Consider the following 24,470-nt stretch of genomic DNA (forward strand, 5'->3'; position numbering starts at 1 on the left):
AACCGAAACAGGTGGTCAATTTGAACTGGAATTGGGTGGTCAATTTGACCGTTTTTTCCATCTAGGCATTGGATGAGAAAGTATAGTAATTTGGTAAAAGGACTTGCAATAACAAGACCAGAACAGGTTTGGGTAAGTGATATAACTTATATCCGATTAACCAATCAATGGGGCTACCTAAGTTTAATTACGGATGCTTATTCTAGGAAAATAATGGGATATAGTTTTCGTCAGGACTTGGCAGCAGAAGGATGTATTAATGCTTTAAAGATGGCTCTCAATAATAGATTGTACAATGAATCAATCATCCATCATTCTGATAGGGGATCACAGTATTGTTCTCACAACTATGTTGATTTATTGCTAAAAAACAACATCGGTATTAGCATGACCGAAAATGGAGATCCATATGAAAATGCATTAGCAGAAAGAGTAAATGGCATTATTAAAACAGAATTTAATCTTTACTCCAGTTCCTTAGGTTTTGACCAAACAGGATATCAAGTAAGTAAAAGTATCAAGTCTTATAATGAATTAAGACCTCATGCAAGTTGTGATTATTTAACCCCTAACCAAGCTCATTTACAATCAGAAAAATTAAACAAACGATGGAAGAACTATAACAGAATTTTTTATGACCAAAAAACAATTGTATAGCAAGTTTAGGATTAAAAATTATATTTGTATAGCTAAAGCAGGATTAATTTAATAACCTGTATAGTTATTTTAGGACGGGTCATAGTGTATGGATAAAGCATAGATAATGTATGGATAATGTATGGATAAAGTATGGAAAAGGAGCAGGATATTTTAGGGCAATTTGATTTTTTTTTCTGCAGCCTTTTTGTAGTCGGCTAATAGATTTCAGGTTAGAATAATTCCAATTGCACAGGTATTCATTTTATAAATAATTAAAAAATAGAAGTGCGCCTTATAGGTTTGTATATTAAATTATTTCCATAATTATAGAATCTAAAATCAATACACTATATTTGCTTCTATTTTAATTTTGAAGATGGATAAGAAGACCCAAGAATTTTATGAAAGGCTAAAAGAAGAATTGGATAATGCAAATGTTTGGCCAGCAGAATATCTTTTTAAATTTATTGTCCCAACAGAAAATGAAAACGTAGCTACTGTAGAAAACGCTTTCAACGATATGGGAGCTGTGATTAAGACTACAAAATCAAAGAATGAAAAGTTCACGAGCATTTCTGTAAACGTCAGAATGAAAAGTTCACAAAGCATTATCGATAAATATCTGGCAGTTTCCACAGTACCGGGAATTATCTCGCTTTAAGCAGCACAAATTTTATGTATATAAAAGAAAACCCACACGACATCGTCCATCACTTAGAGTACAATGCCGAAAGACCGCATTTGATCATTCCAGAATATGGGCGCCATTTGCAGAAATTGATTGAACAAGCTACTGAAATTGAAGACAGGGTGGAACGCAACAAAGCGGCAAAATATATTATTGCAGTGATGGGAAGCTTGAATCCGCATTTGCGCGACGTTCCCGATTTTCAGCACAAGCTTTGGGACCAGCTCTTCATTATGTCTGATTTTAAATTAGACGTTGATTCCCCTTATCCGGTGCCTTCGCGTGAAATGCTGCAGCAAAAGCCAGAGCGTTTGAATTACCCGCAAAATTTCCCTAAATATCGTTTTTACGGCAATAATATCAAGTACATGATTGACGTGGCAAACAAATGGGAAGAGGGAGATTTAAAAACAGCGTTGATCATCGTGATTGCCAACCATATGAAAAAGTCGTATTTGAGTTGGAATAAAGACACCGTCAAAGATGATGTGATTTTTGAGCATTTGTTTGAATTGTCAAACGGCAAAATCGATATGAAAGCGTCGTCAGAAGAATTGTTGAATACAACAGAATTGATGCGCACCAACAAAAAGCTTTCCAACAAAAGCCAAATGGCAATCAAGCCAAAGATTATGGCAAAAAAGCCAAATAATCAAAACAAAAACAACAACAGAAAACCACTATAATTGTGAATTAAGAGTTTTGTCAGCATCTGGATACGAACTCATAATTCATAATTCATAACTCATAATTATTTAAAATGGAAACTTTCAAGATTGAAGGTGGCGTTCCGTTAAAAGGAGAAATCACGCCACAGGGAGCGAAAAATGAAGCATTACAGATTTTGTGTGCCGTTTTGTTGACTCCAGAAAAAGTAACGATCAATAACATTCCAGATATTATTGATGTCAACAAGCTGATTGCATTATTGAAAAATCTTGGTGTAAAAATCGAGAAAATCGGGAAAGGTTCTTTTACTTTTCAATCGGATGAAATAAATATGGCCTACCTTGAATCAGAAGCTTTCAAGAAAGAAGGAAGTTCCCTTCGTGGTTCCATTATGATCGTTGGGCCGCTTTTGGCCCGTTTCGGAAAAGGATATATTCCAAAACCAGGTGGGGACAAAATCGGAAGAAGAAGATTAGACACGCATTTTGAAGGTTTTATCAGTCTTGGCGCTACTTTTCGTTACAATAAAGAAGATTATTTTTATGGCGTGGAAGCCGAGAAGTTGCAAGGGACAACCATGTTGCTTGACGAAGCTTCTGTAACCGGAACTGCAAATATCGTGATGGCTGCCGTTTTAGCCGAAGGAAAAACATCAATTTATAATGCGGCTTGCGAACCTTATTTGCAGCAGCTTTGTAAAATGCTGAATTCTATGGGAGCGAAAATCACCGGAGTGGGTTCAAATTTATTAGAAATTGAAGGCGTGGCATCTCTTGGAGGTTGCACGCACACGATTCTTCCAGATATGATTGAAATCGGTTCCTGGATAGGTTTGGCAGCAATGACCCGCAGTGAAATTACGATCAAAAATGTAAGCTGGGAAAATCTTGGAGTAATTCCGGGAACGTTCAGAAAATTGGGAATTACCTTAGAAAAAAGAGGCGACGATATTTTTATTCCGGCTCATACTGACGGTTATGAAATCCAGAATTATATTGATGGTTCGATCTTGACCATTTCTGATGCGCCTTGGCCAGGATTCACTCCTGACTTACTGAGCATCGTTTTGGTTGTGGCAACACAGGCGAGAGGAAGCGTTTTGATTCACCAAAAAATGTTTGAAAGCCGTTTGTTTTTCGTCGACAAATTGATTGATATGGGAGCAAAAATTATTCTTTGCGATCCGCACAGAGCGGTGGTTATCGGTCACGATTTTAAATCGCAATTGAAAGCAACTACCATGTCTTCACCAGATATTCGTGCAGGAATTTCATTGTTGATTGCGGCACTTTCTGCAAAAGGAGTGAGCAAGATTCAAAATATCGAGCAAATCCATAGAGGTTATGAAAATATCGAAGAAAGACTAAAAGCACTTGGAGCTGTTATTGAAACAGAATAAGTTTTAAATTTATATAAAAAAAAGGCGTTTCGATTGAAACGCCTTTTTTTTAAACACAAATTGCACGAATTTTCACAAATTCTAGGTTTATGTTATTCGTGAAAATTTGTGCAATTCATGTTAGTTTATTAATTCAAAACATTCAAGAACTTCAATCCAAAGATTATGCCGTCGCCTTGATAACTACTGCCGTTATACGAACGAACATAATCCAAACGAAGCATTTTGAATTTTCCGAAACCAAGATTGTCCAAACCTACAGAATATTCGCTGTAAGGCTTGAAATCAGGAACTCCGATAGCGTGCACTCCTAAAATTAAATTGGTTTTCAATAAATTCAACAACGGAATTTTATTCATAATAAATCCTTTGTCGTTGTATTCTGCGTGCAATTCTAAATAAGAATCATTTGTACTTCTGCTGTAATAAGGAAGCAAGTTGAAAACGTTCAAATAACTTTCTGACATTCCCACGTGGGTTTGGTTTCCGTTAAAATGTTTGTAATCTGCAAACGAAATTCCGTCAGCTCCAAAGAATTTTCCGGCTTTAAAATTAGTAGCCAATTCGCCTTTATTTCCAAGTTTTAAAGTGTAATTCAATCGGGCATAAATCGCATCATATTCATAGTTTTTCTCACTTCCGGCAAAGGCTTTTTCATAGCTTGCAAAAAGCGTTGGGTATTTTTCATTAGCCAGATTCATCTTTCCGTCAGGACGCGTGATGTATTCTTGCGCGAAGTTAAAACGTGCCGTAATCGTTCCTTTTGCCAAACGATGCGTATCAAAAATCGGAATGTCTAAAGCAGGAAACAGAGGATTGTTCGAAGTGAATTCTTTATCGTTTTTGATTAAAACATAGTCGGTGTTGTTTGAAAGTGATTTTCTTCTGGAATATTCTGCGTTTCCAAATAATGTCAAGCCATTGACAACTTCTTGCTGATAGCCGATTCGGGCGAAGGTTTTATCATATAATTTGGCATAATTGTCCTTAAAGAAAAGAGTGCTGACCATATTTACAATATCTGAAATTGCTGGCGTTTGGTTGAACTGAACGATTTCATTTCCGGCAGATGCCGTAAAGTAAGCATTGGTCTGGTTGTTAAACCGCGTAGAATAATAAGCGGAAGCTCTCAATCGGTCTTCGGCAATTCCGTAATTTAATTTTATGCCAATAGAGGAGTACGTTCGCTCCTCAGGATTTCTTTTAGTATAAGAAAAACCTGTATTGAAATTCCAGCCTTGAACGGTATTGTACCCCGGAAATTTCAAGATTCCATCGTAACGTGCGGACCAATTTTCAAAAGAATTGCTGTAGGAATAACCGCTGATGACGTCAAAAATCTTGAATTTATTCTTTTTTTTGTCCACAGAATCCAAATACGTTTGGGATTTTCTGATTGTTTGTATGCTGTCTTTTTTGATATAGTCTTTTGATTCTTCTTCAGTCAACGGAACAGGACGAAATGAATTCCAAAAATTGTCGTCTTTTTTGTTCGCTTCTTTGTCAATTGCAACGACCTCACGGGTAAACGTTTTTTTCTCAAAGGCTTCCTTAAATTCATAATTGCTGAAGGCATGCGTGAATTTTCCGGTGAAACCAATTCCGAAAAGGCCTGCGTTAAAATCTAAAGTCTGCAAGCTTTTTGACCAAATTTTTGAATTTGAATTGTAGCTGAAATTTTGCGTCAAGTTCATTGTTTCTAAAATCGGGATTTGTATCCTGTAGCCTTTTAAGTCTAAATCGACCGCATAAATGGCCCAAGTGTCTTCAATTATATAAATGTAACCTTCAAAAACAGGTTCCGCATCTCTTCGTGGAATGACTTTGATTTTGTTAATCGTATTGTTATTGTCGTCTAAAAATGTTCCTTCCATTTTGTATTTATAATAGTTGAAAGCATTGTCGGCAATCGGGGAAATCATATTAATATTGAAGTCGATGTAGTTTTCATAAAAGTCATAATTTGTATTCATCGCCGTGTTGTAGCTGAAGCCATTATCGTTTCCGCTGATTTTTGAAGCAATGATTTGCTCTTTTAATTTGTCCGGTTTTTGAAAAGTAATCTTTGAAACGGTTTCTGACAGATAGACAATTCCGGTTCCCGTGGAATCCAAAATGCCGTCTTCGTCTACTTTTTGGCCAAAAATTTTCTCAGGGGCATCTTTTACCCTAAAAATTCCTCGAGAATAAAAATCGGCTGTAAATTTATCCGTCATTTTTGAATTCTCTTTTTTAGAAGCAATCGCACTTTTGATAATGGCATTTGCCGGATTTTCTTGATTAGAAATCACCACTTCTGCCACAGAAATATTTTCTTCAACAAGCGTTGCATTTAAATTAAAAGGCAATTTGTCAACATTTATTTCTGATTTTTGCGTCTTAAAACCTAAGAATTGAAAAACAACCGTGTATTTTCCGGTGGTTTTTACATTCAAATCATAAAAACCCAATTCGTTTGATGAGGTTCCGGTGTAGGTGTTTTCGAGATACACATTCACTGAAGGAAGCGGGTTTCCAGAAGAATCAGTGACTTTTCCTCTGATTTGTGCAACACTTGAAAACGAAATTAAAAGGAATAAAAATGCGTAAAGGTTTTTCATATAGAGGAATTAAATTAATTGCGTATTATTTTAATAGACGAAAATTTTTACAACAAGGTTGCATCACCAAACCTTTTATTTGGAAAAAGATTGAATTGCCAAATGATAGCTTTCCAATCCGAAACCAATGATGACCCCTTTTGCATTTGGCGAAATATAAGATTGGTGGCGGAACGATTCTCTTGAAAATGTATTGGAAATATGGACTTCAATAACGGGAGTTGTAACGGCTTTCACAGCATCACCAATTCCGATGGAAGTGTGGGTGTAAGCGCCCGCATTTAAAATGATTCCATCAAAATCAAAACCGGTTTCTTGAATTTTACCGATGATTTCGCCTTCGATATTGCTTTGAAAATAATGCAATTCTAGCGTTGGAAATTTGCTTTTTAAAATTGAAAAATAATCGTCAAAAGTTTGGCTTCCATAGATTTCAGGTTCGCGTTTGCCAAGAAGATTTAAGTTAGGCCCGTTAATGATGATGACTTTCATAATTGATATTTTGGTAAAAATATGTAATTTAATTCTTTATAAAATGTTAAGCCAATAAAAAAAGCCGCTGTGAATTAACACAACGGCTTTTGATTATTATTTTACTTTTTTTTTAGAATAAATACCCTAAACCAACTTGGAATACCGCGTTTTTAGCGTCAGCATTTTTTGAAATTTCGGTTAAACCAATTGTATAGCGTGCGTGGGCTGATAAACCTCCTGCGATTTTAAGGCCTAAACCTCCAGCAAGACCAAAGTCAAACGATTTTGGCTTGTATCCATCAGTAATTTCTCCAAATTCATCCAATACATCTGCAGAATCATTTACAAGAAATGAAAACTGCGGTCCTGCTTCAATGCTCAGCCTGTCTGTAATCAAATAGAATTTAGCTAAAACAGGAACAGAAATGTAATCAAGATTGAAATCATCAACGCCATCAACATCTGATGCCGCGCCTTGTGAAGAAAATAAGGCTTCGGGCTGTATAGAGAAATTTGGTAGCACTTTAATTTCTGCCATCGCCCCAACGTGGAAACCTGTTTTGTTTTTATAATCAATGTTTCCAGTGTCTCCATTAAAACTTGAGAAGTTAGCTCCTCCTTTTACACCAAATTGCACCACTTGTGCATTTGAACTTGTTGCCGCTGCAAATACAAATACTACGGCTAAGATTAATTTTTTCATAGTTGACATTTTAAATTGTGGTATATTATTTTTGATTGTTTCTCAAATTTAGCAATACTAATCTGATTTAAAATTAATAAAAAGTTAAAAATGACAGTCAATCAGTAAGCGCAGCACTTCGAGTTATTTAACAATCACTTGGTTATGTGTTATATTTTAGCAGTAAATTGTTTACAACCTGTTGAAAACTTTGTTGATAACTCGAGTTTGCAAGAAAAAACGTGTTTAATGTTTCTTATAACTTTGCGTAATAACTTTAAAACGAAACAAACATGAAAAAAGTAATTTTAAGTGTAGCGGCACTATTCGCATTCGGATTTGCAAATGCTCAAGAAACAACTGAAGAGGGTTTTGCTAACGGAGATGTATTTATTACCGGAGCGATTGGATTTGGATCTCAAAAGCAAGATGATGCTAAAATTAGTGCTTTTGAAGTAGCTCCGAGCATTGGGTTTTTTGTGACACCAAATATTGCACTTGGCGCTAGATTAGGTTATGTTTCTCTTAAAGACGAAACATCGCCAATTGAAGAAAAATCAAATGAATTTTCTGTAGGTGTTTTTGGAAGGTATTACGTAACTCCAGCATCTAAATTTTCAATTTTCGGAGAACTTGGCGTTGATTACAGAACAAGAAAAACAGAAATTGATTTACCAGGAGCTGAAGATGTAAAATACAACGGATTTGGAGTTCAAGTTGCACCAGGTGTAAGCTATTTTATTGCAAAAAACTTTGCATTAGAAGCTACATGGGGAATTTTGGGTTACAGCTCTGATAAATTAGATGAAGACAATGCTGAAGCAGTAAATAGCTTTAACTTCGGTCTTGATTTAAGAGACATCAATTTAGGTCTTATCTACAAATTCTAATATTGTAGATTTTATAATAAAAAAGCCTCTCGAATTGAGAGGCTTTTCTGTTTTGGAAATTTTATTTCTTAGAATTTATATCCAATACCAATTTGGAAAACAGAGTTGGTGATTTTATTATCAGAATCATTCCTGTCTTCTAAGATTTCAGTTACACCTTGTGTATACCTTGCGGATGCAAACAATCCCATTTCAGTTTGGAACGTTACACCACCGGCAAAACCAAATTCAAAATCTTTTGCAGCATCAGTTACAGTATCTCCTCCGTCACCTGTTGGATCTGAATCAATTTCTTCGTTTACTAAGAAACCAAATTGCGGACCTGCTTCAATACTAAATCCTTTGAATAAATACACTTTTGCAAGAACTGGCACGTTGATGTAGTCTAATTGATATTCATACTTACGTTCTCCAAGTAACGGAATATTTTGTGTTACTTCAAAACCTTGACCAGAATATAATGCCTCTACTTGAAGTGAGAACATTTCTGCCAATGGAAATTCGGCCAATGCCCCTACGTGAAAACTTGTTCTAGAATCTGGGCTGTCAAATCCGTCGCCATTAACGGTTGCAAAGTTAACTCCACCTTTTACACCAAAACTAGGTGTCATTGATCTTGTGTTGTCTGCTTCTTGTGCGTTTGCTGTAACTGCTACTAACATCATTGTTCCTGCGGTAATCTGTTTTAATAGTTTCATAATTGTTATTTTTAAGGGTTTGTATTTCAAAATTAGTATCAGAACCGACCTTGAAATTCTAAAATTTTCTTAATTCACAAAGTATTAACTATTTGATTTGTAATTATGTAAAAAATATGGTTATGGTATAAACTTTTTTATTAATAGTGTAAATTAATATGCATGCATACATTCGATATTCAAGAAAGTAGCGTTCAGAATAAATAAAAAGTTAAAATTTATAGCCTATCCCAAACTGAATTACCGTATTTTTTGCATTAGAGCCTTCGATTATTTCTCTAAAACCTCTAGTGTACCTTCCATTTATGAAAATACCGCTTTCAAATTGAAAACTTAAGCCTCCAGATAATCCAAAATCAAAACAATTTGTTTGCTGTAAAAGGGAAGATTCTGCATCGTTCTCACTTATCCTAAAATCATCTTGTACGCGAAGGCTGAATTGCGGTCCCGCATCTAAGCTAAAACCACGAACAATATAATACCGCGCCAAAACAGGTACTGTTATATAGTTGACTTTATATATTGATTTAAACCTTTCTTCAGAAATCATTTCTCTTTTTTCAAAACCTTGCTGGGAATATATGATTTCGGGCTGGATGGAAAGTAAATCCTCAATAATCGGAAATTCATAAGAAGCGCCCACATAAAAGCTTGTTCTTGCATCAGGTGCTTTTTTTAAATCGCCTTGGGAAACCGTTGAAAAATTGAAACCAGCTTTTACGCCAATCCCCAATTTAGTTATTACTACTTTGGAACTATCAGAAACTTTTTCATCTTGACCATAAGAAGCTGTGTGTGAAAGAGCAATTGTGAGATATATTGCATTGAAAAACTTCATAATTAGTTATTTTTGTTTGATATATTAAATTACCTCATTTAAAAAAGCTTACCTGAATTTTAACATAACTTTGATTGATGTCAAATTGGACCACTTACATAAAAAGTTTCCAGTCTTATATGAAGATTGAAAGAGGATTGTCAAAAAACACTATTGAAAATTATACTTTTGATATTGAAAAATTGACAGATTTCTTAGAAAGGAATCATCTTTCTTTTAATCCAATAAATATTACTGAAGAAATTGTACAGCAATTCATTTATGAAATTTCAAAATATGTGAATCCTAGTTCGCAAGCGCGTATCATTTCGGGACTGCGCAGTTTCTTCTTATACCTAATTTTTGAAGAGTATCGAACCGATAATCCTATGGAATTAATCGAAATTCCAAGAATAGGCCGAAAACTTCCAGATACGCTATCGACTCAAGAAATTGACATTTTGATTGAAGCTGTTGATTTGTCTTCAAATGAAGGCGAGAGAAATCGTGCCATTCTGGAAACGCTTTATGGTTGTGGTCTTCGCGTATCTGAATTAATTTCATTAAAAATTTCGGATTTGTTTTTTGAGGAAGGTTTTATTAAGGTCAGCGGAAAAGGAGATAAGCAACGATTTGTTCCAATTGGGAATTTGACGCAAAAATATATAGGGATTTACAAAGCAACAAGTCGTTCTTGTTTGAACATTCAAAAAGGCCACGAAGATACATTATTCTTAAATCGAAGAGGGAAGCAGTTGACTCGAGCGATGATTTTTACCATAATTAAGGACTTGGCTGTGAAGACGAATTTAAAGAAAACAATAAGTCCCCATACTTTTAGGCACTCTTTTGCTACGCACCTTTTAGAAAACGGGGCTGACCTTCGATCCATCCAATTGATGTTAGGCCACGAGTCAATTACCACAACAGAAATTTATGTTCACTTGGATAGAAGACATCTGGCTCAAATTTTAAACGTATTTCACCCAAGAAAGTAACCATTCAACGATTTTAAGTTTTTTTTGCGAATATGTTCATTGCTACGTAACATATCCTCTATATTTTTGCAGTACCAAACCAAAAAATAACTATTCATGCTTTTTGATAACAGCTCAAATTCATGTGAATCTGAAGCGCAGACCCAATTTTATGAAAAACTTCTGAAAGAAATTCCAGATTTAATTTTTCAATTTAAGATTGAGGATGACAACACTTATACGATGCCTTTCGTAAGTCACTCGGCTATGGAGATATATGGGTTTGGCCAAGATCAATTAGAAAAAAATGCAGAACGTGTCATAACGGATAGGATTTTAAAAGTAGATGTACCTGGTTTTTTGAAATCAGTTTTAAAATCTAAAAAAAATCTAGAACGATGGACTCATGAATATAGGGTAAACCTGCCACATAAGGGTATCCGCTGGTTAAAAGGTTCTGCAAAACCAGAAGCCCTGGAAGACGGAAGTGTTGTCTTTTATGGGAGAATTACAGACATAACTGCCAATAAAGAACAAGAATTAAAATTAGTCCTATCTGAAAGACGTTTTGAATCTGCATTGGAAGCTTCGCTAGGCGGTGTTTGGGAATGGAATCTAAAAGATAATTCTGTTTTTTATTCATCGCAATCTTTAAAGATATTGGATTTAGATTTTGTGGATTCAATAGATTCTTTTGAAAAATGCATCTCAAAAGTACATCCTGATGATTTGGGGCAATATCTTTTAGATATTGATTTGCATTTAAAGGGGGAAACTGCTTTTTATGAAAATTCGCATAGAATTCGGGGCAAGACCGGAAATTATAAGTGGATTTTGGATCGAGGAAAAGTCATTGAGACTGATGAAAATGGGAACCCGACCAAATTAATAGGTACGCACACTGATATTGGATCGCAAAAAGAAAAGGAAGATGAATTGCAAAAAACCCTCGATATTGTTGGTGAGCAAAACAGTCGCTTATTAAATTTTGCGCATATCGTTTCTCACAATCTTCGTTCACACGCAGGTAACTTGTCCATGTTGTTAGATTTGGTTGATGACATTGAAGATACGTCTGAAAGAGATGAGGCACTGGGGCATTTGAGAACAATTTCAAATGATTTGACGCAGACCATAAACCATCTCAATGATTTAGTGAGTATTCATACAGAGATTAAAATTATCAGGGAAAACTTGAACTTAAATGAATTTTTCCAAAGAACATTAAATGTCCTCAGTGAAAAAATTAATAATCATGGAGTAAAAATTTTGAATGAAATACCGAAGGACGTATTCATCGATTACAATCCTGCGTATTTGGAAAGTATTCTTTTGAATCTGACTACAAATGCGATCAAATATTCAGATCCAAAGAGGAGATTGGAAATTAAATATTCTTTTAGTTCAAACGAAGGAAAAAAAATGCTCACAATTTCCGATAATGGAATCGGAATCGATTTAAAAAAGAATAAAAATTCAATTTTCGGAATGTATCAGACATTTCACCACCACCCTGACGCCCGCGGAATTGGTCTTTTTATAACGAAAAATCAAGTCGAGGCAATGGGCGGAAGAATTGAAGTGGAAAGTGAAGTTGGAATAGGTACGGCATTTAAAATATATTTTAATGAAAAAGTTTAATGATGTTTATGTAGTTGATGATGATAAAATTTATCATTTCATACTTAAGAATCTGTTGAAGAAAAATAACATCGAAGTAAATTCTCGTTTTTTTATAAACGGTGAAGATGCGATTAAAAATTTGAAAGAAAATTCAAATAATGAAAGCGGTCTTCCTGATTTGATTCTTTTAGATATCAATATGCCAATCATGGACGGATGGCAGTTTTTAGAAGAATATAAAAAGATAAAAGGGACATTGAATAAAGAAACAGTTATTTATATGGTAAGCTCTTCGAACAGTCCATTTGATCTTGATCGCGCAAAAGAATTTCCGGATGAAGTGAAAGATTATTTTTTAAAGCCAGTTTGTCTTGAAGATATTTGTCGTATTTTCTTGAATTAAAGAAATTATTCATAAATAAAAAAAGCTCATCAAATTGAATTGAGGAGCTTTTTTTATGGAAGTTGATCAGATTACTTGGCGATATTAACCGCTCTGGTTTCTCTAATTACAGTAATTTTTACTTGTCCAGGATACGTCATTTCAGTCTGGATTTTTTGAGAAATATCAAAAGATAAGCTTGAAGCATTGTCGTCAGAAACTTTTTCACTTTCCACGATTACGCGAAGTTCCCTTCCGGCTTGAATTGCATAAGCGCTTTTCACACCTTGGAATCCGTAAGCAATATCTTCAAGGTCTTTCAATCTTTGGATGTAAGAATCCAACACTTGACGTCTAGCTCCCGGTCTTGCGCCAGAAATGGCATCACAAACTTGAACGATTGGAGAAAGTAATGATTTCATTTCAATCTCGTCGTGGTGCGCTCCAATGGCGTTGCAAACTTCTTCTTTTTCACCATATTTCTCCGCCCATTGCATACCTAACAATGCGTGTGGCAAATCACTTTCTGTATCTGGCACTTTACCAATATCGTGAAGTAGACCAGCTCTTTTCGCTAATTTTACATTCAATCCAAGTTCGGCAGCCATGATGCCGCAAAGCTTGGAAACTTCACGAGAGTGTTGCAATAAATTTTGTCCATAAGATGAACGGTATTTCATTCTTCCTACCACTTTAATCAATTCTGGGTGCAAGCCGTGAATTCCTAAATCGATAACAGTTCTTTTTCCAACTTCAATGATTTCATCGTCAATTTGTTTGGCTGTCTTGGCAACCACTTCTTCAATTCTCGCTGGGTGAATACGTCCGTCAGTAACCAATTTGTGTAATGCCAAACGAGCAATTTCTCTACGAACTGGGTCAAAACAAGAAAGAATAATTGCTTCTGGAGTGTCATCAACAATGATTTCAACACCAGTTGCTGCTTCTAAAGCGCGGATATTTCTACCTTCACGGCCAATGATTCTACCTTTTACATCGTCAGATTCAATATTGAAGACAGACACGCAGTTTTCAACAGCTTCTTCCGTTCCAACTCTTTGGATAGTATTGATGATGATTTTTTTAGCTTCTTGCTGTGCTGTCAATTTTGCTTCTTCAAGCGTATCTTGAATATAAGACATGGCACCGCTTTTGGCTTCTGCCTTAAGGCTTTCCACCAATTGTTCTTTTGCTTCTTCAGCAGACAATCCAGAAATTACTTCTAATTGTTCTACTTGGCTTTTGTGAAGCCTGTCAATTTCCGCCTGTTTTTTATCTAAAATTTCAATTCGGGCATTGTAGTCCGTGATTTTAGTTTCAAATTCATCTGTCGTTTTTTTAGCTCTCGCCAGTTCATTTGACACTTGAGATTCTTTGTCTCTTGCTCTTTTTTCAGCTTCAGCTGTCTTTTTTTCTTTTTCGATCATTGCTTTATCTCTTGAAAGAATCACTTGTTCGTGTTCTGCTTTCAATTCGATAAATTTCTCTTTTGCCTGAAGTATTTTAGTTTGTTTTGTCGTTTCAGCTTCTGCTTTTGCATCTTTTAAGATCGAGGTTGCTTCTTTTTTTGCATTTTTAATTAGATTAGAGACGTTGCTCTTTTCTAATAGTTTTGCAATGATGAAACCGCCCGCAAGTCCTACGATTCCTGAAATGATTATAATTAATGTACTGTCCATGTTTGTTAAGGTTTGTGTATAAAAAAAGCCTACATTAGGAGATTGTATAAACTCGATAAGACAAGTTTTGAGCTAACTCGCTGTTCAAGCTTCCTTACTTAAAAGGCTTGCTATAGTAGCGATGATTTGCTCATTCTAAATTGTTAGTGTTGAGTTTACCAAATATGAACTAATGTAGGCAGTATTTTAGTCTATGTTTAAGAACGTTTTTTATTATTTGTCAAGATAACTTGCTAATAAGTCATTAATCTTTTTCAACCTTTCATTGGCTTCTACATTGTCTGCAGAAGAATCAATCTGTTTTTGCTCCAATTGCGATGCAAATTGCAAAGCGCACATGGCCAAAACATCTTGTTTGTCGCGAACCGCATAATTTTCTTCAAACTGTTTAATCATAATATCAATTTTTTTTGAAGCGCTTCGCAGTCCTTCTTCCTGAGACATTTCTACTGTCAAAGGATACACCCGGTCTGCAATTGATATTTTAATTCTAAGCTTGTCGTCCATAGTTGCTAATCTGAAAGCTGTGCTATACAGTAATCAATCTCACGGATTAATGAATTTATCTTAAGCTTTGTATCTTTTTTATTTTCTTCACTGCCCAATAATGAATTTGCGATTTTAAGCGATTCGTGCTGTGCTTTTAACGCCTCCATTTCTGTTGACTGCTTTTGCATAACCATTGCGGCTTGATTTAATTCTTGTTGCATTGCTCTCGAGGTTTTTTCTAAACCATCAATCTTCGCTAATAATTTTTCGAGCTTGCTTTCAAGAGTATCAATGATTTGCGCAATTTCACTCATCTGAATCAAAATTCATTACTTAATTTACAAAACTACAATTCCTAATTTATTATTGCAATATTTTTCTTTACTATTTATGATATTCTCTTTCTTTTATTGTAATAATTTGTAAAATAGCAAGTTATAAGATTTTTACTTTTCAATTTTATCTATTGCTATTTTTTTTATATTAGCAAAAACCTTTATGATGCGAAACAGCCTGTTATTTATCCTATTTTCAATGTCCGTTTTTGGACAGACGGAGTACCCAAAAGATTATTTTCGTTCACCGCTAGACATTCCTCTTTTTCTGTCAGGAACTTTCGGAGAACTCCGTGGCAACCATTTCCACGCGGGCTTGGATTTTAAAACCCAGCAAAAAGAAGGATTGAATGTTTACGCATCGGCAGATGGTTATGTTTCTCGAATTAAAATTTCCACTTGGGGTTATGGAAAAGCAATTTATGTCACGCATCCCAACGGTTTTACTACAGTTTATGGACATCTTTCAAAAGCTTCGCCCGTAATTGAAGCTTACATCAAAAAAAATCAATACGCCCAAAAAGCCTTTGAAGTCGAAATGAATCCAAAAGAAGGCGAATTGGTTTTCAAAAAAGGAGATATCATCGCTTTTTCCGGAAATTCAGGCGGTTCTGGAGGGCCACATTTGCATTTTGAAGTACGGGATTCAAAAACAGAGAAAACCATAAATCCAATGCTTTTTGGTTTTGATAAAATGGTTTCTGATACAAAATCTCCAATAATCAATAATTTGGTCGTGTATCCCATTGGGGATAGCTCCAGCGTCAATCAAACCCAAAGACCTTTAGAAGTAAGTCTTACGCAACAAAAAGACGGAAGCTACATCAGTGAAAAAATCATTGCCAACGGAAAAATTGGCTTCGGAGTGAATACCTACGATCTTTTTGATAAATCATATAACAAAAATGGCGTGTTTCAAGTTCGTGCGCTTTGCAACGGAAAGCCTTATTTTGGTTACAAATTTGATACTTTTTCATTTGATGAAAGCAGGTACATCAACGCTTTGATTGATTTTACGCGTTATAAAAGAACGGGCCAAAGAGTGCAACGGCTTTTTATGGCAGAGCCTTATTTGTTGAGCCTTATTACTTCGAATAGTACGTATGGTATGATTGAAGTGAAGCCGAATTTATATCAAAATCTTCAAATTGAGGTTTCTGATTTTCATCAAAATAAGAGCGTAATCAATATCCCGATTCAGTATTCAAATCTTCCAGCTACCATTTTAAGGGATGAAAAACGTTCTGATTATTTCTTGAAAGCCAGAAAGGACCATAGTTATGCCAAAGATAATGTGACTGTTTTTATTCCTGCCGGAACATTTTATGATGATTTTTATATCGATTTTGATGTAAAAGATAGCGTTCTTTTGCTTCACAACGAGTCGATTCCGGTGCACAATAACATTACAATTACTTTTGACGATGCCACTTTGTCCGAAGCGGATCGCGAGAAAACATTCATTGCTTCACGCGAAGGAAAACGTCTTGGATATAATAAAACCTACAGAAAAGGAACTGTTTTTACGACATATACCAAAGATTTAGGCGCTTTTATTTTGGCAAAAGATACAACTGCGCCAAGAATCAGCAATCCAAATTTTGTGGAAGGAAAATGGATCAGCAGTCAGAAAAAATTGGAAATTTATATTTCAGATAATTTATCAGGAATTGCAGAATATAACGGATATTTGAACGGCAAATGGATTTTGTTTGAATATGATTACAAAACCAAGAAGCTTTCCTATGATTTTGCAGACGATATTGCAGATAACGGGCGAAATGATTTAAAGGTTGTGGTGACTGATAATTTAGGAAATTCGGCTACCTTTGAATCGCATTTTTTTAGAAATAAACAATAATAAAGAGGACACATTTGAAAACAAAATATAGTTTATTCGCAATACTATTTTTCTTTGTCGGTTTTTCAGCCATTGCCCAAACAGCAAGGATTAAGGGAGTTATTTTAGATGAAAACAATCAGCCCGTTCAAGACGTAGATGTGCGCGCTGGTGGAGAAAAAACAAATTCTGACGAAACAGGATTTTATATTTTAAATGTTCCTGCGAATAAAAAAGTAATGGTTGTTTTTTCGCATGTTTCTAATAAAAAAACCACCGTTGAAGTCGAATTGAAACCCAACGAAGATTTAGAATTCAATCCGGTTTTGAATAAAAAATTCGAAGAAATTGGTGCGGTAATTATTGTGGACAGCCGAAAAAGAGTAGAGGGAATTACCAATATTGCGCCTCAAGACATAAAATTAATTCCGGGTGCCAATGCCGGCGTTGAAAATCTTTTAAAAACACTGCCAGGCGTGAATAACAATAGCGAATTGAGCAGTGGCTACAATGTTCGTGGTGGAAATTATGATGAAAATTTAGTGTATGTCAACGAAATTGAAGTGTATCGTCCGTTTTTGATTCGTTCGGGCCAGCAAGAAGGCTTGAGCTTCACAAACACGGATATGATCCAGAATGTGGACTTTTCTGCCGGAGGTTTTCAGGCAAAATATGGCGATAAATTATCTTCTGTTTTAGATATTACGTATCGAACTCCAAGGAAATTTGGAGCTTCGCTGGAAGCCAGTCTTCTGGGCGGTGCCTTGATGGTGGAATCCGCTTCAAAGGACCAGAAATGGGCCGGAATTGTAGGCTTGAGATACCGTGACAACAGTCTTTTTGTAAACAGTCAAGAAACGGAAACGAACTTTAAGCCCACTTTTGCTGACGTACAAACCTATGTGACTTTTACGCCAAATAACAAATGGCAGTTTGCTTTTCTTGGAAATATTTCTCAAAATAAATACAATTACGAACCGTTAACGCGTCAGACCAATTTTGGAACAATTGATGATCCAAAAGCGCTTTTGGTTTTTTATGAAGGTCAAGAAAAAGACCGTTATGATACTTTTTTTGGAGCGTTGAAAACGACCTACCAAGTCAATGAAAATTTTACCTTAAAGTTGATTGCTTCTGCGTATCATACTTTAGAAAAAGAATATTTCGACATTCAGTCCAATTATAGTTTTGGGGAATTAGATACCAATATTGGTTCAGATACTGTTGGAGATATTGTTTTTACACAAGAAGCGGGGTCGCAATTGAATCACGCCAGAAACGATTTGGATGCCTTGATTGTCAATGCAGAATTGAAAGGTTTTCATAATATCAATGAAAATAAAATCGAATGGGGATTCAAATATACAAGGGAAGACATCAGGGATCGGGTAGTGGAGTGGGAAGTGATTGATTCTGCGGGTTTTTCACTGAATCCGCCCATAATTGATGTTCCTCGCGACCAGCCTTATAATCCATATCTTGGGCCATTGGTTCCGTTTCAGAATGTAAGAGCTATGAATTTTACAAAAATTGACCGTCTTTCGGGTTATGTGCAATGGAGCAAAAAAAGCGAGATCGGTAGCCATGATGTTTGGTATAATTTAGGTGTAAGAGCGCACAATTGGCAGGTTTCCGGAGATAATTTAGACGGAAAAAGCCAAACTACTTTCAGTCCGAGAGGTCAATTTGCCATAAAACCAGACTGGGAAAGCGATATGGTTTTTCGCCTTTCTGTAGGAATGTACCACCAACCGCCATTTTACAGAGAACTTCGCGGTGCTGACGGAATGGTGAATCCAAACGTGAAAGCACAGCAGTCGATTCATTATGTGTTGAGCAACGATTATAGTTTTCAAATGTGGGAACGCCCTTTTAAATTGGTTACCGAAGCGTATTACAAATCAATGTCTGATGTAAATACGTATACTTTAGATAACGTGAGAATCAGATATTCGGCAAATAATGATGCGAAGGCTTTTGCCAGCGGTTTTGATGCGCGTTTGAACGGAGAATTCGTTCCGGGAACGGAGTCTTGGTTCAGCTTTGGGTATATGAAAACAGAAGAAAATATCAACGACAGAGGTTATATCGCAAGGCCGACGGACCAACGACTGAAATTTGGAATTCTGTTTCAAGACTATGTTAAAAATATTCCGAGCTTAAAATTATACCTGAATTTGGTTTACAACACCGGTTTGCCAGGAGGTTCGCCTTCGTATGCAGATCCATACCAATATCAAAGCCGTTTGCGTGATTATCGCCGTGCTGATGTTGGGTTTTCCTATGTATTTACTGAAAACAACAAGTCAAGACCAGAAGAACATTGGTTAAAGAAATTTAAAGATTTGTCTTTGGGATTGGAAATCTTTAACTTGTTTAATAATCAAAATGCGATAACAAATACTTGGGTCCGTGATGTTTACACAAAAGTGCAGTACGGAATTCCGAATTATATGACGACGCGTGTTTTTAATGTGAAGCTGACGGCGAAATTATAAATTGAAATTCTGAAGATTTATCTTTATATTTGAATGACTATTAAGTGTACACAATGAAAAAATTTTCACTCTATATTATCGCAATTACGGCTTTTTTAGGAAGCTGTACCGAAAAGGAAAAAGCAATGCCAAAAGTGATTTATGAAGATGCCAAAGCGAAACCGACCGTTAAGGCGGATTCTTCACAGATAAAAATTGCAGATTTGCCAATTCATATGGACGGGACCAAATACCTGATCCATGCGATTGGCGATGTCAGGATTTATGAAGGAAATACAAAAGCGTACGGTTCAAGCAAAACCAATTCAGTGAGTTATGCCATTTCAAATTACAACCGATTTGAATTGACCGGATATTTTGAAAATTTGAAGTTTCAGCATATTGATTCAACGGCTTTAAGGCCTTTGACTGATAAAAAAATCCAAATGCAAACGGTGACTTTTTTGAATACCATTTCTGATAAGACAAAGAAGCAGATTTTGGTGTATTCTTTGGTCGATATGGATACGAATAAAGATGGCAAATTAGACGCCAATGATATCAAAAGTCTTTACATCAGCGAAATTAGCGGGAATAAATTTGAAAAACTTTCTGCTGAATTTCAAGAATTGATTGACTGGAATATCGTGGAAGCACAAAACAGGTTGTATTACAGAACGATTGAAGATATCAATAAGAATGGTGCATTTGATAAAAATGATTTAGTCCATTATTATTATGTAGACCTACTTTCTCCTGATTGGAAAACAGAAAAATACGATCCGATTGAAAACGGAACAGAAGAATAAAAAAAAATCCTTAAGCTAAAAACTTAAGGATTTTTTTTTAAATTAAAATGTCACTTTCCAAATCAGATTTTCCAATATTAAAATCAAATCCCAATTGTTTTACCAATTGGATCACCAGGTTTTTATACCAGTTTTCAGATTTTGGATGGATGTAAATTTTTTCAATCAGTTTATTGATATCCACGTCAATTTTTACGCCCTCGTTGATGGATAAATTATGCGAAGAAAGATTTGAAATTATTCGAACCTCTCTTTCATATTGAAAACTTTTTCGCTTGAATAAAAAAGGAAAAAAATCATCATCAAAGGGAATGTATTCTTTTTTATAATCGATATAATTTACTTTGCCAATATGCTGTTCAAATTGGTTTTCCAAATGCAACGATTCTTGAATTCTTCCAATCGTGGACTGGATGGCCAAGCCTTCGCTGTTTTGGGTAAAAATCTGCCACATCGCAAAAGATTCATATTCATTGATGTGCCAACTGCTGATGATTACATTTTTTCTTTGGGTTTTGTAAACGTCTAAAAATTCTGGATTATTTTCTGCAATTTTTTTAATTTCTTCAAAAGTGGGTTCGCTGAAAGTTCCTTCATATTGGTCTTCAAACTTATCAGACCTTGACATAAATAGTTTCTGCGACATCAAAAGATCGAGAAATTTTGACAAATCCAAATATTTCCATACAACGGTGTCTGGATCGGGAATGCTAATATTTGGATTGTTTTTATACATTTTTAGCTATTCAAAAGATTGCATCATTACTAGTTTTCTATAAACGCCTTCTTTGGCTAAAAGTTCTTCGTGGGTTCCCTGTTCCACGATTTGACCTTTTTGCATCACCACGATTTTATCCGCTTTTTGGATGGTAGAAAGGCGATGCGCGATGATAATTGAAGTTCTGTTTTGCATCATATTTTCCAAAGCTACTTGAACTAATCTTTCACTTTCTGTGTCTAATGCCGAAGTCGCTTCATCTAAAATCATAATCGGTGGATTTTTTAAAACCGCTCTTGCGATGCTTAAACGCTGTTGCTGTCCTCCGGAAAGTAAATCTCCAGCATCCCCGATATTCGTGTGAATGCCGTTTGGTAAATCTTTTATGAACTCATAAGCATTAGCAATTTTTAATGCATCAATTACCTCTTCATCAGTCGCATCTTGTTTTCCTAAAAGGATATTATTTTTGATGCTATCGTTAAAAAGTATGCTTTTTTGAGTTACTAACCCAATCATTTCTCTTAAAGAGTTTAATTTTAAATCTTTAATATTGATTCCGTCAATCGCAATTACACCTTCTTGAACATCGTAAAAACGAGTAAGCAAATTGGCAATGGTGCTTTTTCCACTTCCAGATTGACCAACCAGAGCAATTGTTTTTCCTTTCGGAACTTCAAGAGAAAAGTTTTTCAATACCTTTTCATTTTTTTTATAACTGAAATTTATATTTTCAATCGTGACTTTATCTTTAAATGAATGTTTTTCAATAGCATCAACTTTATCAGTGATTGTGTTTTCTTGCTCCATTAAAGTGAAAACGCGCTCTGCGGCAGCTAATCCAGTTTTTACTTGATAAGAAGCTCTTGAAATTGCTTTTGCTGGAGTTAAAATTGTGTATGCCAAAGCAATGTAAGCGATGAAAGTTGTGGGTGATAACGATTTGTCAACAATAACCAACTGAGCGCCATACCATAATAAAACGGCTATAGTCAAAATCCCTAGGAATTCACTCATTGGAGAAGCTAAATTATTTTTGTTCCCGATGCTATTAGATAAATGGAGTAAGCGTTTTAAAGAGGAATTAAATTTTGAAATAAATACATTTTCAGAATTAAAGCCTTTGACCACTTTTAAGCCACTTAAAGTTTCATCAAGAATTGATATTTGAATTCCGTTTTCTTCTTGTGCTTTAGTTGATTTCGATTTTAAATTTTTTCCGATACGGGAAATTATAATTCCTGAAATAGGAATGAATAAAAATACAAATAAGGTAAGCTCAGCACTTATAAGAAACATTGCAACAATTGAAAATATAATTGTTAATGGTTCTCTGACCACAAGTTCTAAAACCTGAAAAAACGCATTTTTAACCTCATTGACATCGCCAAGCATTCTTGACATAACGTCTCCTTTTCTCTTTTCTGAATAATAAGAAATAGGTAGCTTGATGATTACAAGGTATAATTTTTCTCTTAAATCACTTAAAACGCCATTTCGAAGTCTGGTTATATGAAATGATGCCAAATAGTTGGTAAAATTTTTTAAAAATGCGGTTACTATAATTATTGAAATCACAAAAACCATTGCATATTGAAACCCGCTATTTTCTGTTAGTTCGGTAACTTTATAATTGAGGTAATTTTCAGAAAACGATTTTATATTTTCAATTCCGGTATATACAGGTTTCTCAGTAATTTTTTGGTTGAGCCCAAATAATACATTTAATGTTGGAATCATTGAAACCATCAAAATTGTCGAGAAAAAGGCATAAAAAATATTATAGACAATGTTTAAAACAATGTCTTTTTTATACTGAAAAGCAAAAGGTATTAATTTCTTTAAATTTTTGTCCATTATTGTAACTGCATTTCTGCAACGATATTTTTAATTTTTTGGTCTAAAGCTTTTTCAACTTCAGATGCATTTTCAACAGTTTCCAAAGGTTCGTTTACGCTAAAATAAAATTTTATTTTTGGTTCTGTTCCGCTTGGTCTTGCGCAGATTTTGGTTCCGTCTTCCAGGTAATAAATCAATACATTTGATTTCGGAATTTTTAATTCTTCGATTTCATCCGTAAAAAGATTTTTGGCCGTAGCATTTTGATAATCTTCTACCATCAAAACACGTTGTCCGTTGATTTCTTTCAAAGGATTTTCGCGCAAGTCAATCATCATTTGTTTGATCTCATTGGCGCCTTCAATTCCTTTTTTAGTAATTGAAATTAGATATTCTTTATAAAATCCGAAGTCTACATAAAGATTTAAAAGTTCTTTATAAAGCGAGCTTCCATTGGCTTTTGCCTGTGCGGCGATTTCACATATTAATAGGGTCGCGCCAACAGCATCTTTGTCCCGAACGGCATCGCCAACCATAAACCCGAAGCTTTCTTCGCCACCGCCAATGAATTTTTGGTTCGGGAAATCCTTGATCATTTTGGCAATCCATTTGAAACCGGTCAATCCAACTTTACATTCCACGCCATAAGCTGAGCCCAATTCAAGCATCATTGGAGTAGAAACAATCGTGCTTCCGATGAATTCTTTTCCGGTAATTTTGCCTTCTTTTTTCCATTGTTCTAATAAAAAGGCGGTCATCAAAACCATGGTTTGATTTCCGTTCAGCAAAATCATTTTTCCGTCATTTTCACGAACGGCAACGCCAAGTCGGTCAGCATCTGGATCGGTTCCCACAACAATATCTGCATGTAGTTTTTCTGCCAGAGCCAAAGCCATCGTCAAGGCTTCTGGTTCTTCCGGATTTGGAGATTTTACCGTGGGAAAATTTCCGTCAGGAATCGCTTGTTCTGGAACGCTATTTACGTTAGAATATCCTGCTTTTGATAAAACTTCAGGAATCGATTTGATCGAAGTTCCGTGCAATGCGGTGTAAACAATATTCAGATTTTTCTTGGCTTCTGCCGGAGTATCAAAACTTGCGTTTTCAATAGTTGATTTTACAAAAGCGTCGTCAATTTTTTTGTCAATATACTCAATCAGATTTTCGTTTGCCTTGAAATTGATTTGGTCGTACTGCAAGGCTTCGATGATTTCAATGATTTCTGCATCTTGAGGTGGCACCAATTGTCCGCCATCTTGCCAATATACTTTGTATCCGTTGTATTCAGGCGGATTGTGTGAGGCAGTCAAAACAATTCCGGCGTGGCAGTTTAAATATTTTAAAGCAAAAGACAATTCTGGGGTTGGTCGCAGTTCCGAAAAAAGATAGACTTTAATTCCGTTTGCAGAGAAAACATCGGCTACAACTTTTGCTAAAGTATCGCTGTTGTGACGGCAGTCATACGCAATTGCTACTTTTAATTCTTCGCCAGGAAAAACTTTCTTCATGTAATCAGAAATTCCCTGCGTGTTTTTTCCAAGCGTATATTTGTTGATTCTGTTCGTTCCCACGCCCATGATGCCACGCATGCCACCAGTTCCGAATTCAAGATTTTTATAAAAACTTTCTTCCAATTCTTTTGGGGAAGAAGTCATCATTTCTTTGATTTCAGTTTGTGTTTTTTCGTCGAATGTTGGCGTAAGCCAGATATTTACGTTGTCTAATATGTGTTTTTCGATGTGCATT

Annotated in this window: 22 protein-coding genes; 11 read left to right on the forward strand and 11 right to left on the reverse strand. The window is 35.4% G+C overall.

What is annotated here, in order from left to right; genetic code table 11:
* Nucleotides 1-72 precede the first annotated feature (72 nt).
* The 4 genes from EG849_RS06420 (at nucleotide 73) to murA (ending at nucleotide 3,395) form a co-directional block, all read left to right on the forward strand.
* The gene (locus EG849_RS06420; RefSeq protein WP_262679569.1) at nucleotides 73-657 is read left to right on the forward strand and encodes an IS3 family transposase; all 585 of its coding nucleotides are present in this window, start codon (nucleotides 73-75) and stop codon (nucleotides 655-657) included.
* A 358-nt stretch (nucleotides 658-1,015) separates the two neighbouring features.
* Nucleotides 1,016-1,300: a DUF493 family protein gene (locus EG849_RS06425; RefSeq protein WP_125012257.1), complete on the forward strand. Its 285-nt coding sequence runs from the start codon at nucleotides 1,016-1,018 to the stop codon at nucleotides 1,298-1,300.
* 14 nt (nucleotides 1,301-1,314) lie between these two features.
* Entirely contained in the window at nucleotides 1,315-2,013 is a 699-nt protein-coding gene (locus EG849_RS06430) for a DUF4290 domain-containing protein (RefSeq protein WP_125012258.1), read from the forward strand.
* A gap of 74 nt (nucleotides 2,014-2,087) precedes the next feature.
* Complete coding sequence (murA, locus tag EG849_RS06435) at nucleotides 2,088-3,395, forward strand: UDP-N-acetylglucosamine 1-carboxyvinyltransferase (RefSeq protein ID WP_125012259.1); 1,308 nt, start codon at nucleotides 2,088-2,090, stop codon at nucleotides 3,393-3,395.
* Nucleotides 3,396-3,523: 128 nt separating this feature from the next.
* Here the strand turns inward: murA and EG849_RS06440 are convergent, their stop codons facing one another.
* The 3 genes from EG849_RS06440 to EG849_RS06450 form a co-directional block, all read right to left on the reverse strand.
* Nucleotides 3,524-5,995: a DUF5686 and carboxypeptidase regulatory-like domain-containing protein gene (locus EG849_RS06440; RefSeq protein WP_125012260.1), complete on the reverse strand. Its 2,472-nt coding sequence runs from the start codon at nucleotides 5,993-5,995 to the stop codon at nucleotides 3,524-3,526.
* Nucleotides 5,996-6,070: 75 nt separating this feature from the next.
* On the reverse strand, nucleotides 6,071-6,487 hold the full coding sequence (gene aroQ, locus EG849_RS06445; RefSeq protein ID WP_125012261.1) for a type II 3-dehydroquinate dehydratase: 417 nt from the start codon (nucleotides 6,485-6,487) through the stop codon (nucleotides 6,071-6,073).
* Between the two features lie 112 nt (nucleotides 6,488-6,599).
* Nucleotides 6,600-7,172, reverse strand: coding sequence for a porin family protein (locus tag EG849_RS06450; RefSeq protein ID WP_125012262.1), 573 nt, complete (start codon nucleotides 7,170-7,172; stop codon nucleotides 6,600-6,602).
* Nucleotides 7,173-7,444: 272 nt separating this feature from the next.
* Between EG849_RS06450 and EG849_RS06455 the strand changes: the two genes are divergently transcribed.
* Nucleotides 7,445-8,041: an outer membrane beta-barrel protein gene (locus EG849_RS06455; protein ID WP_125012263.1), complete on the forward strand. Its 597-nt coding sequence runs from the start codon at nucleotides 7,445-7,447 to the stop codon at nucleotides 8,039-8,041.
* A gap of 68 nt (nucleotides 8,042-8,109) precedes the next feature.
* Here the strand turns inward: EG849_RS06455 and EG849_RS06460 are convergent, their stop codons facing one another.
* A complete protein-coding gene (locus EG849_RS06460) occupies nucleotides 8,110-8,739 on the reverse strand; it encodes a porin family protein (protein ID WP_233581755.1) in 630 nt (209 codons plus the stop codon).
* 211 nt (nucleotides 8,740-8,950) lie between these two features.
* Nucleotides 8,951-9,577 carry a porin family protein gene (locus EG849_RS06465; RefSeq protein ID WP_125012264.1) on the reverse strand — a complete coding sequence of 209 codons (627 nt, stop codon included), beginning with the start codon at nucleotides 9,575-9,577 and terminating at the stop codon, nucleotides 8,951-8,953.
* A 77-nt stretch (nucleotides 9,578-9,654) separates the two neighbouring features.
* Between EG849_RS06465 and xerD the strand changes: the two genes are divergently transcribed.
* The 3 genes from xerD (at nucleotide 9,655) to EG849_RS06480 (ending at nucleotide 12,559) form a co-directional block, all read left to right on the forward strand.
* The gene (xerD, locus tag EG849_RS06470; protein WP_125012265.1) at nucleotides 9,655-10,554 is read left to right on the forward strand and encodes a site-specific tyrosine recombinase XerD; all 900 of its coding nucleotides are present in this window, start codon (nucleotides 9,655-9,657) and stop codon (nucleotides 10,552-10,554) included.
* Nucleotides 10,555-10,650: 96 nt separating this feature from the next.
* On the forward strand, nucleotides 10,651-12,174 hold the full coding sequence (locus EG849_RS06475; RefSeq protein WP_125012266.1) for a PAS domain-containing sensor histidine kinase: 1,524 nt from the start codon (nucleotides 10,651-10,653) through the stop codon (nucleotides 12,172-12,174).
* Nucleotides 12,161-12,559, forward strand: a complete 399-nt coding sequence (locus tag EG849_RS06480) for a response regulator (RefSeq protein WP_125012267.1) — start codon at nucleotides 12,161-12,163, stop codon at nucleotides 12,557-12,559. Before EG849_RS06475 ends, EG849_RS06480 begins: the two co-directional genes overlap by 14 nt.
* Nucleotides 12,560-12,630: 71 nt before the next feature.
* On the opposite strand, the gene rny is transcribed toward EG849_RS06480, so the two are convergent.
* From rny to EG849_RS06500, 3 genes are all read right to left on the reverse strand, one after another.
* Nucleotides 12,631-14,217 (reverse strand): ribonuclease Y, encoded by a 1,587-nt coding sequence (rny, locus tag EG849_RS06485; RefSeq protein ID WP_125012268.1) that lies wholly within the window; start codon nucleotides 14,215-14,217, stop codon nucleotides 12,631-12,633.
* 213 nt (nucleotides 14,218-14,430) lie between these two features.
* Complete coding sequence (locus tag EG849_RS06495; protein ID WP_125012269.1) at nucleotides 14,431-14,724, reverse strand: cell division protein ZapA; 294 nt, start codon at nucleotides 14,722-14,724, stop codon at nucleotides 14,431-14,433.
* A 5-nt stretch (nucleotides 14,725-14,729) separates the two neighbouring features.
* The gene (locus tag EG849_RS06500; RefSeq protein ID WP_125012270.1) at nucleotides 14,730-15,020 is read right to left on the reverse strand and encodes a hypothetical protein; all 291 of its coding nucleotides are present in this window, start codon (nucleotides 15,018-15,020) and stop codon (nucleotides 14,730-14,732) included.
* Nucleotides 15,021-15,204: 184 nt separating this feature from the next.
* Here EG849_RS06500 and EG849_RS06505 point away from each other — a divergent pair, with 184 nt between their 5' ends.
* Genes EG849_RS06505 through EG849_RS06515 form a run of 3 tightly spaced genes read left to right on the forward strand, consistent with a single transcriptional unit; the run spans nucleotide 15,205 to nucleotide 20,167 of the window.
* Nucleotides 15,205-16,902: a M23 family metallopeptidase gene (locus EG849_RS06505; RefSeq protein WP_317125189.1), complete on the forward strand. Its 1,698-nt coding sequence runs from the start codon at nucleotides 15,205-15,207 to the stop codon at nucleotides 16,900-16,902.
* A gap of 14 nt (nucleotides 16,903-16,916) precedes the next feature.
* Nucleotides 16,917-19,379: a TonB-dependent receptor gene (locus EG849_RS06510; RefSeq protein WP_125012271.1), complete on the forward strand. Its 2,463-nt coding sequence runs from the start codon at nucleotides 16,917-16,919 to the stop codon at nucleotides 19,377-19,379.
* 53 nt (nucleotides 19,380-19,432) lie between these two features.
* Nucleotides 19,433-20,167, forward strand: coding sequence for a hypothetical protein (locus tag EG849_RS06515; RefSeq protein ID WP_125012272.1), 735 nt, complete (start codon nucleotides 19,433-19,435; stop codon nucleotides 20,165-20,167).
* A gap of 37 nt (nucleotides 20,168-20,204) precedes the next feature.
* Here the strand turns inward: EG849_RS06515 and EG849_RS06520 are convergent, their stop codons facing one another.
* From EG849_RS06520 to EG849_RS06530, 3 genes are read right to left on the reverse strand one after another with little or no spacing between them, the layout of a single operon-like run.
* Nucleotides 20,205-20,903, reverse strand: coding sequence for a hypothetical protein (locus EG849_RS06520; RefSeq protein WP_125012273.1), 699 nt, complete (start codon nucleotides 20,901-20,903; stop codon nucleotides 20,205-20,207).
* A 6-nt stretch (nucleotides 20,904-20,909) separates the two neighbouring features.
* Nucleotides 20,910-22,742, reverse strand: coding sequence for an ABC transporter ATP-binding protein (locus EG849_RS06525; RefSeq protein WP_125012274.1), 1,833 nt, complete (start codon nucleotides 22,740-22,742; stop codon nucleotides 20,910-20,912).
* On the reverse strand, nucleotides 22,742-24,469 hold the full coding sequence (locus tag EG849_RS06530) for a phospho-sugar mutase (RefSeq protein WP_125012275.1): 1,728 nt from the start codon (nucleotides 24,467-24,469) through the stop codon (nucleotides 22,742-22,744). The genes EG849_RS06525 and EG849_RS06530 overlap by 1 nt, the downstream gene beginning before the upstream one ends.
* Nucleotide 24,470 lies beyond the last annotated feature (1 nt).

This window comes from Flavobacterium macacae, from assembly GCF_003865365.1.
GTDB lineage: Bacteria > Bacteroidota > Bacteroidia > Flavobacteriales > Flavobacteriaceae > Flavobacterium > Flavobacterium macacae.

Coding starts and splice junctions, on each gene's coding strand:
- aroQ (WP_125012261.1), bottom strand. CDS start 6,487: ATGAAAGTCATCATCATTAACGGGCCTAACTTAAATCTTCTTGGCAAA.
- rny (WP_125012268.1), bottom strand. CDS start 14,217: ATGGACAGTACATTAATTATAATCATTTCAGGAATCGTAGGACTTGCG.
- EG849_RS06420 (WP_262679569.1), top strand. CDS start 73: ATGAGAAAGTATAGTAATTTGGTAAAAGGACTTGCAATAACAAGACCA.
- EG849_RS06500 (WP_125012270.1), bottom strand. CDS start 15,020: ATGAGTGAAATTGCGCAAATCATTGATACTCTTGAAAGCAAGCTCGAA.
- EG849_RS06515 (WP_125012272.1), top strand. CDS start 19,433: ATGAAAAAATTTTCACTCTATATTATCGCAATTACGGCTTTTTTAGGA.
- murA (WP_125012259.1), top strand. CDS start 2,088: ATGGAAACTTTCAAGATTGAAGGTGGCGTTCCGTTAAAAGGAGAAATC.
- EG849_RS06460 (WP_233581755.1), bottom strand. CDS start 8,739: ATGAAACTATTAAAACAGATTACCGCAGGAACAATGATGTTAGTAGCA.
- EG849_RS06430 (WP_125012258.1), top strand. CDS start 1,315: ATGTATATAAAAGAAAACCCACACGACATCGTCCATCACTTAGAGTAC.
- EG849_RS06505 (WP_317125189.1), top strand. CDS start 15,205: ATGATGCGAAACAGCCTGTTATTTATCCTATTTTCAATGTCCGTTTTT.
- EG849_RS06495 (WP_125012269.1), bottom strand. CDS start 14,724: ATGGACGACAAGCTTAGAATTAAAATATCAATTGCAGACCGGGTGTAT.
- EG849_RS06530 (WP_125012275.1), bottom strand. CDS start 24,469: ATGCACATCGAAAAACACATATTAGACAACGTAAATATCTGGCTTACG.
- EG849_RS06520 (WP_125012273.1), bottom strand. CDS start 20,903: ATGTATAAAAACAATCCAAATATTAGCATTCCCGATCCAGACACCGTT.
- EG849_RS06465 (WP_125012264.1), bottom strand. CDS start 9,577: ATGAAGTTTTTCAATGCAATATATCTCACAATTGCTCTTTCACACACA.
- EG849_RS06475 (WP_125012266.1), top strand. CDS start 10,651: ATGCTTTTTGATAACAGCTCAAATTCATGTGAATCTGAAGCGCAGACC.
- EG849_RS06440 (WP_125012260.1), bottom strand. CDS start 5,995: ATGAAAAACCTTTACGCATTTTTATTCCTTTTAATTTCGTTTTCAAGT.
- EG849_RS06450 (WP_125012262.1), bottom strand. CDS start 7,172: ATGAAAAAATTAATCTTAGCCGTAGTATTTGTATTTGCAGCGGCAACA.
- EG849_RS06525 (WP_125012274.1), bottom strand. CDS start 22,742: ATGGACAAAAATTTAAAGAAATTAATACCTTTTGCTTTTCAGTATAAA.
- xerD (WP_125012265.1), top strand. CDS start 9,655: ATGTCAAATTGGACCACTTACATAAAAAGTTTCCAGTCTTATATGAAG.
- EG849_RS06455 (WP_125012263.1), top strand. CDS start 7,445: ATGAAAAAAGTAATTTTAAGTGTAGCGGCACTATTCGCATTCGGATTT.
- EG849_RS06425 (WP_125012257.1), top strand. CDS start 1,016: ATGGATAAGAAGACCCAAGAATTTTATGAAAGGCTAAAAGAAGAATTG.
- EG849_RS06480 (WP_125012267.1), top strand. CDS start 12,161: ATGAAAAAGTTTAATGATGTTTATGTAGTTGATGATGATAAAATTTAT.